5 protein-coding genes are annotated in these 4,331 nt (G+C 65.1%); 2 read left to right on the top strand and 3 right to left on the bottom strand.

What is annotated here, in order from left to right:
- Positions 1–172: 172 nt before the first annotated feature.
- The 3 genes from NZM16_RS00115 to NZM16_RS00105 form a co-directional block, all read right to left on the bottom strand.
- Complete coding sequence (locus NZM16_RS00115; protein ID WP_295452679.1) at positions 173–739, bottom strand: UbiX family flavin prenyltransferase; 567 nt, start codon at positions 737–739, stop codon at positions 173–175.
- A 253-nt stretch (positions 740–992) separates the two neighbouring features.
- Positions 993–1,919: a helical backbone metal receptor gene (locus NZM16_RS00110; protein WP_295477650.1), complete on the bottom strand. Its 927-nt coding sequence runs from the start codon at positions 1,917–1,919 to the stop codon at positions 993–995.
- Between the two features lie 95 nt (positions 1,920–2,014).
- Positions 2,015–2,686 carry a Type 1 glutamine amidotransferase-like domain-containing protein gene (locus NZM16_RS00105; RefSeq protein WP_295452674.1) on the bottom strand — a complete coding sequence of 224 codons (672 nt, stop codon included), beginning with the start codon at positions 2,684–2,686 and terminating at the stop codon, positions 2,015–2,017.
- Between the two features lie 182 nt (positions 2,687–2,868).
- Between NZM16_RS00105 and NZM16_RS00100 the strand changes: the two genes are divergently transcribed.
- Positions 2,869–3,168: a tetratricopeptide repeat protein gene (locus NZM16_RS00100; protein WP_295452671.1), complete on the top strand. Its 300-nt coding sequence runs from the start codon at positions 2,869–2,871 to the stop codon at positions 3,166–3,168.
- Positions 3,155–4,135 (top strand): uroporphyrinogen decarboxylase family protein, encoded by a 981-nt coding sequence (locus NZM16_RS00095; protein ID WP_295477647.1) that lies wholly within the window; start codon positions 3,155–3,157, stop codon positions 4,133–4,135. The genes NZM16_RS00100 and NZM16_RS00095 overlap by 14 nt, the downstream gene beginning before the upstream one ends.
- Positions 4,136–4,331 lie beyond the last annotated feature (196 nt).

The following is a 4,331-nucleotide window of genomic DNA, read 5'->3' as shown; positions in this document are numbered from 1 at the left end:
CACCGCCCTCGACCCCCCCAAAATGAACAAGGCAATAGCTTGCAAAAACCCTCAGAGGGAAGATGCCGCTGGAATCCCTTGACCGCTGGCGGGAACGACTGTGCAACTCCTGTCGCGGATCAACATCCCAGGAGCAGGCCGGCAGCCTTCCGGCGCAAGCACCTCGATGCTCCTATCCTTCCTTCCACCGGGTGTAGAGCTCGTTCTCAATCCCCAGCCGCAGAAGAACCCGTCCCACGGTCTGGTCGATGAGGTCCTGGATCGTGCGGGGGCGGCCGTAGAAAGCGGGGACCGGGGGCATGATGATCGCGCCCATCCGCGCCGCCCGCCGCATCAGGTCCAGATGGCCGATATGCAGGGGGGTCTCCCGCACCACCAGCACCAGGGGCCGCCCCTCTTTCAGGGTCACATCGGCTGCCCGGCTGATCAGATCCGCCGTGTAGCCGCTGACGATGGCTCCCAAGGTCTTGATCGAACAGGGGATCACCACCATCCCGATCGTCCGAAAAGAACCGGAGGCGATGGCCGCCCCGATGTCGTGGTAGGCATGGACCACATCCGCAAGCTCCGTGACCTGACGGACCGTGTAATCGGTCTCCTGGACGATGGTGATCCGGGCCGCGGGGCTGAGGATCAGATGGGTTTCGATCTCCGGGTTGGGGCGAAGGACCTCCAGCAATCGGATGCCGTAGATCACCCCGCTGGCCCCGCTGATCCCTACGACCAGGCGTTGCTTCATTGCGCTTCCTCTGCTCCGTAAGTGCCTCGGTTGGTTATCCATCGCGTGCCACAGGCCCCTTGAGCCTTCTACATACTCTGGGGCGGCTCCGTCCGCCTCTCAGCCTCCTCGGAGGGGCGAAGGGAGCCGAGCACAGCCCGGAGCCCAGGCCGTCTCCTCCCCTGCCCCTTCTCTCTCCGTGGAAGAGGGCAGAAATGCTTCCAGGGGCAGGCTGGAGGTTCCTGGCCCCAACTTCGGCCTCGGAAACCGTCCACTACGGCTCTTCCCCATCCCCCATCCCGGGGTCGTCTGCCGCGGGGAAGGGCCCCTGGAGAACCTCCGGCAGGATCCGTAAGGCGTGCCGCAGGCGGGTGCCGTGCCAGAACAGCAGGCTCCCGTCGATCCAACGCACCCGACCGGCGCGTCCGGCTGGCGTATCCCTGAAATGCGCGCGGATGGTTTCCGTATCTTCTGGCCGGAAGGGATACGGCTCGCTCGGAAGCAGGATCAGCTCCGGGGCGGCGCGGCGGATCTCCTCCTCCGAAAGGCGCGGATATCGGTCATCGCGGGCGACGGGTCGGGCAGGCACCTCGGGGTTCAGATCCGCGGCCAGCGGATATCGTCGTCGGCGGTGGGCGAAGATGTTCTTGCCGCCGCATACGGTCAGCACATCATGGGCATAGGTCTCCGCGTTGAAGGTCATCCATGGATCCTTCCAGATGGCGCAGAACACCCGTGGGCGCCGCTCCGGGATCATCTGACGGCGGGCAGCCTCCAGGGCTTCAATTTCCTCCAGCACCGGCGGATGGGAAAGGCCAAACAGCTCCGCCAGACGCCGGACCAGGGCGATGGCCTCCGCCACCGAACGGGGGAAGGAAACCGCTACTGGGATCCCCTGAGCGGCGAGGGCCTGCGCGTCCGCCTCCCGGTTCTCCTCCACGTTGACGAACACCACATCTGGTTGCAACGCGATCACCCGCACGAGATCCGGGTTCTTCGTCCCCCCTACCGAAGGGATGGAGCGCGCCTCCGTCGGATAGATGCAATAGTCCGTCCGCCCGACCACGCGATCCCCCAGGCCCAGGTCGAAGAGGGTTTCCGTTAAGCTGGGCACCAGGGAGACGATCCGGCGAAGCGGACGTTCGGGCTGGAACGGCCGGCCCTCCAGATCCCAGAGCGGTCCATGTGCCTGGAACAGCATCTTCCTTAAATTGAGAAACGTTTTGGGGACCGGGCTGAGGCCTTTGGCCCCTGATCCGGCATCCCAAAGACTCCGGATCGAAAATAGACAAACCGCTACTCGCGATCCAGCCAGCGCGCGCCGAAGACTACCGTGATCTCTCCTTCTCCCCAGCGCTCGATCTGATCGCCTGGGCCGAGGGCGAGCGCCGCCCCTTCGGCCAGGCCGATGCCGTAGGCGAACGGCCGCCGGTGGAGGGCCGCCTGAAGTGCCCGGGCGGCCTCTGGCGTATAGTGGCTCACCACAAAAGCGCCCGGCAGCCATCCCCAAGCTCCCAGGGCCTCCTCCCAGCCCGATCCCAGCACCCAGGTCCCCATCGCCTCCGCTCCCGCGCCGATCCCCAGCACCACCGCGCCGGAGTGGTAAGCGGTGATCATCGCCTGGAGCGCCGGGGTATCGAAGAAGGTCTCCAGCAAGCGCCGGACATCGCCGTCGGCGATCAGGATCAGGCGAGCGTTTAGGAGAAGACGCGCATGGGCGATCTGGAAGGCCTCTTCCCGGGCGCGCAAGGTCAACACTCGACAGGGAAGACTTCCCCAGGCTCGATACTGCCGCTCGTATCGGTAAGCGCGCTCCGGGTCATCGGCGGCCGCCATGACCACCACTGCATATCCCTCCGGAGCGCTCCGGGCCAGCGCCATCCGGTGCGCCTCTTCCGCTTCCTCCCCCCCGCACAGCACCAGCCATCCATGGCCACCCCGCCAGCGCAGCGGGCCTTTCTGTCCCATTCGGACCTCCTCTCTCTATTTTGCATCGATCCGGGGAATTCATCACAGGCGGGAGATCACGAGACAGCGCACGGCCTGCCGGTCGCGCAGGGGCAGGCCTCCATACCCGCCCGTCCTCATTGTTCTTCACAGGCCTGGGTTATAATCCCCTACGACGATTTCTTCCCTGGGGAGAGCCAGCGATGTCGGAGACGGCGGGAACTTATATCGACCTGGGATGGGAATTCCACGCGAAGAAACAATACGATCAGGCCATCGAGCAGTTTCGTAAGGCCATCGAAATGGATGGAAACGCGGTGGACGCTTACTATGGGCTCGGCCTCTCCTGCAAGGCCAGGGGAGAGAAGGAGACGGCGATCCAGGCGTTCGAGCGGGTTCTCGCGCTGGCCCCCACACTGGAGGATCGGGCCAGGGCGCAGATCCTTTCCCGACTCGCCCAGGCCCATCTGGAGACGCTGCGAGGTTCCAATGGAGAAGCGTGAACGGCTTCAGGCAGCGATTCGGGGAGAGGCGGTGGACCGCCCGCCGGTGGCGTTGTGGCGGCATTTCCCCGTCGCAGATCAGGATCCCACCCTCCTGGCGGAGGCGGTGATCGAGTTCCAGCGCCGCTTCGATTTCGACTTTGTCAAGATCACCCCCGCCTCCAGCTACTGTGTGCGGGACTGGGGCGTCGAGGATCGATGGGAGGGGGATACCGAGGGAACACGACGCTACACCCGACATCCGGTGCAGGAGCCCCAGGATTGGGCCGCCCTTCCGATCCTCGATCCCGCGCGCGGCGTCCTTCGGGAACACCTGGAAGCGGTGGCGCGGATCCGCCAGGCGCTCCCGGAGGTTCCCATCGTGGTGACGGTGTTCAGCCCTCTGGCCCAGGCCAAGAACCTGGCGGGCTCCGACCGGTTACTACTGCATTTGAGACGCTATCCGGAGGCGCTTGAGAGAGGACTTCGCACCATTGCGGAGAGCACCCGCCGCTTCATCCGCGCCGCCCTAGAGCTCGGGGTGGACGGGATTTTCTATGCCGTTCAGCATGCCTCTTATCTGTTGCTCTCCGCTGAGGAATATCGGGCCTTCGGGCGTCGCTACGATCTGGCAGTCCTGGAGGAGGCTGTCAGTGCCTGGCTGAACATCCTTCACCTCCACGGCGAGGCGGTGATGTTCGATCTGTGCGCGGATTATCCGGTCGCCGTCTGGAACTGGCACGATCGGGAGACGCCGCCTGCACTGGAGGAGGGACAAGCGATCGTGCGCGGGGCCGTGCTGGGCGGTCTCTCCCGGATCCAGACCCTGGTGTTCGGGACCCCCCAGGACGTGGAAGCCGAAGCCCGGGAGGCCATCGTCCGGACCGGCGGGCGGCGGTTCATCCTGGGCACCGGATGCGTTGTTCCGATCCATGCCCCCGAGGTCAACCTGCGGGCCGCCCTGCGCGCCGTTGAGCACGCCGCTTAGGGCGTGAAAATGGGCCCGTCGTGTTCCCCCGCAAACGGGCGAGGGATACGGCGTCGATGATTCTCCCCCCTTCTCCTCCCCTCGGGCCTCATGGGCGTCGGGCAGGAGGCGGTCCCCCTTCGGCGACCTCCTGATCCCCGTCTATTTTAGGCCCCTCATCGAGTGCTTTTTCCACTTTTTTTAATTTGGGGGTTTT

The organism is Thermoflexus sp. (assembly GCF_025055495.1).
GTDB lineage: Bacteria > Chloroflexota > Anaerolineae > Thermoflexales > Thermoflexaceae > Thermoflexus.
The sequence above is the reverse complement of the archived record's forward strand: the minus strand, read 5'-3'. Positions and strand labels throughout refer to the sequence as shown.

Bases quoted from the DNA above. Each gene is read 5' to 3' on its own strand.
- NZM16_RS00115 (WP_295452679.1), bottom strand. From the start codon at position 739: ATGAAGCAACGCCTGGTCGTAGGGATCAGCGGGGCCAGCGGGGTGATC.
- NZM16_RS00110 (WP_295477650.1), bottom strand. From the start codon at position 1,919: ATGCTGTTCCAGGCACATGGACCGCTCTGGGATCTGGAGGGCCGGCCG.
- NZM16_RS00105 (WP_295452674.1), bottom strand. From the start codon at position 2,686: ATGGGACAGAAAGGCCCGCTGCGCTGGCGGGGTGGCCATGGATGGCTG.
- NZM16_RS00100 (WP_295452671.1), top strand. From the start codon at position 2,869: ATGTCGGAGACGGCGGGAACTTATATCGACCTGGGATGGGAATTCCAC.
- NZM16_RS00095 (WP_295477647.1), top strand. From the start codon at position 3,155: ATGGAGAAGCGTGAACGGCTTCAGGCAGCGATTCGGGGAGAGGCGGTG.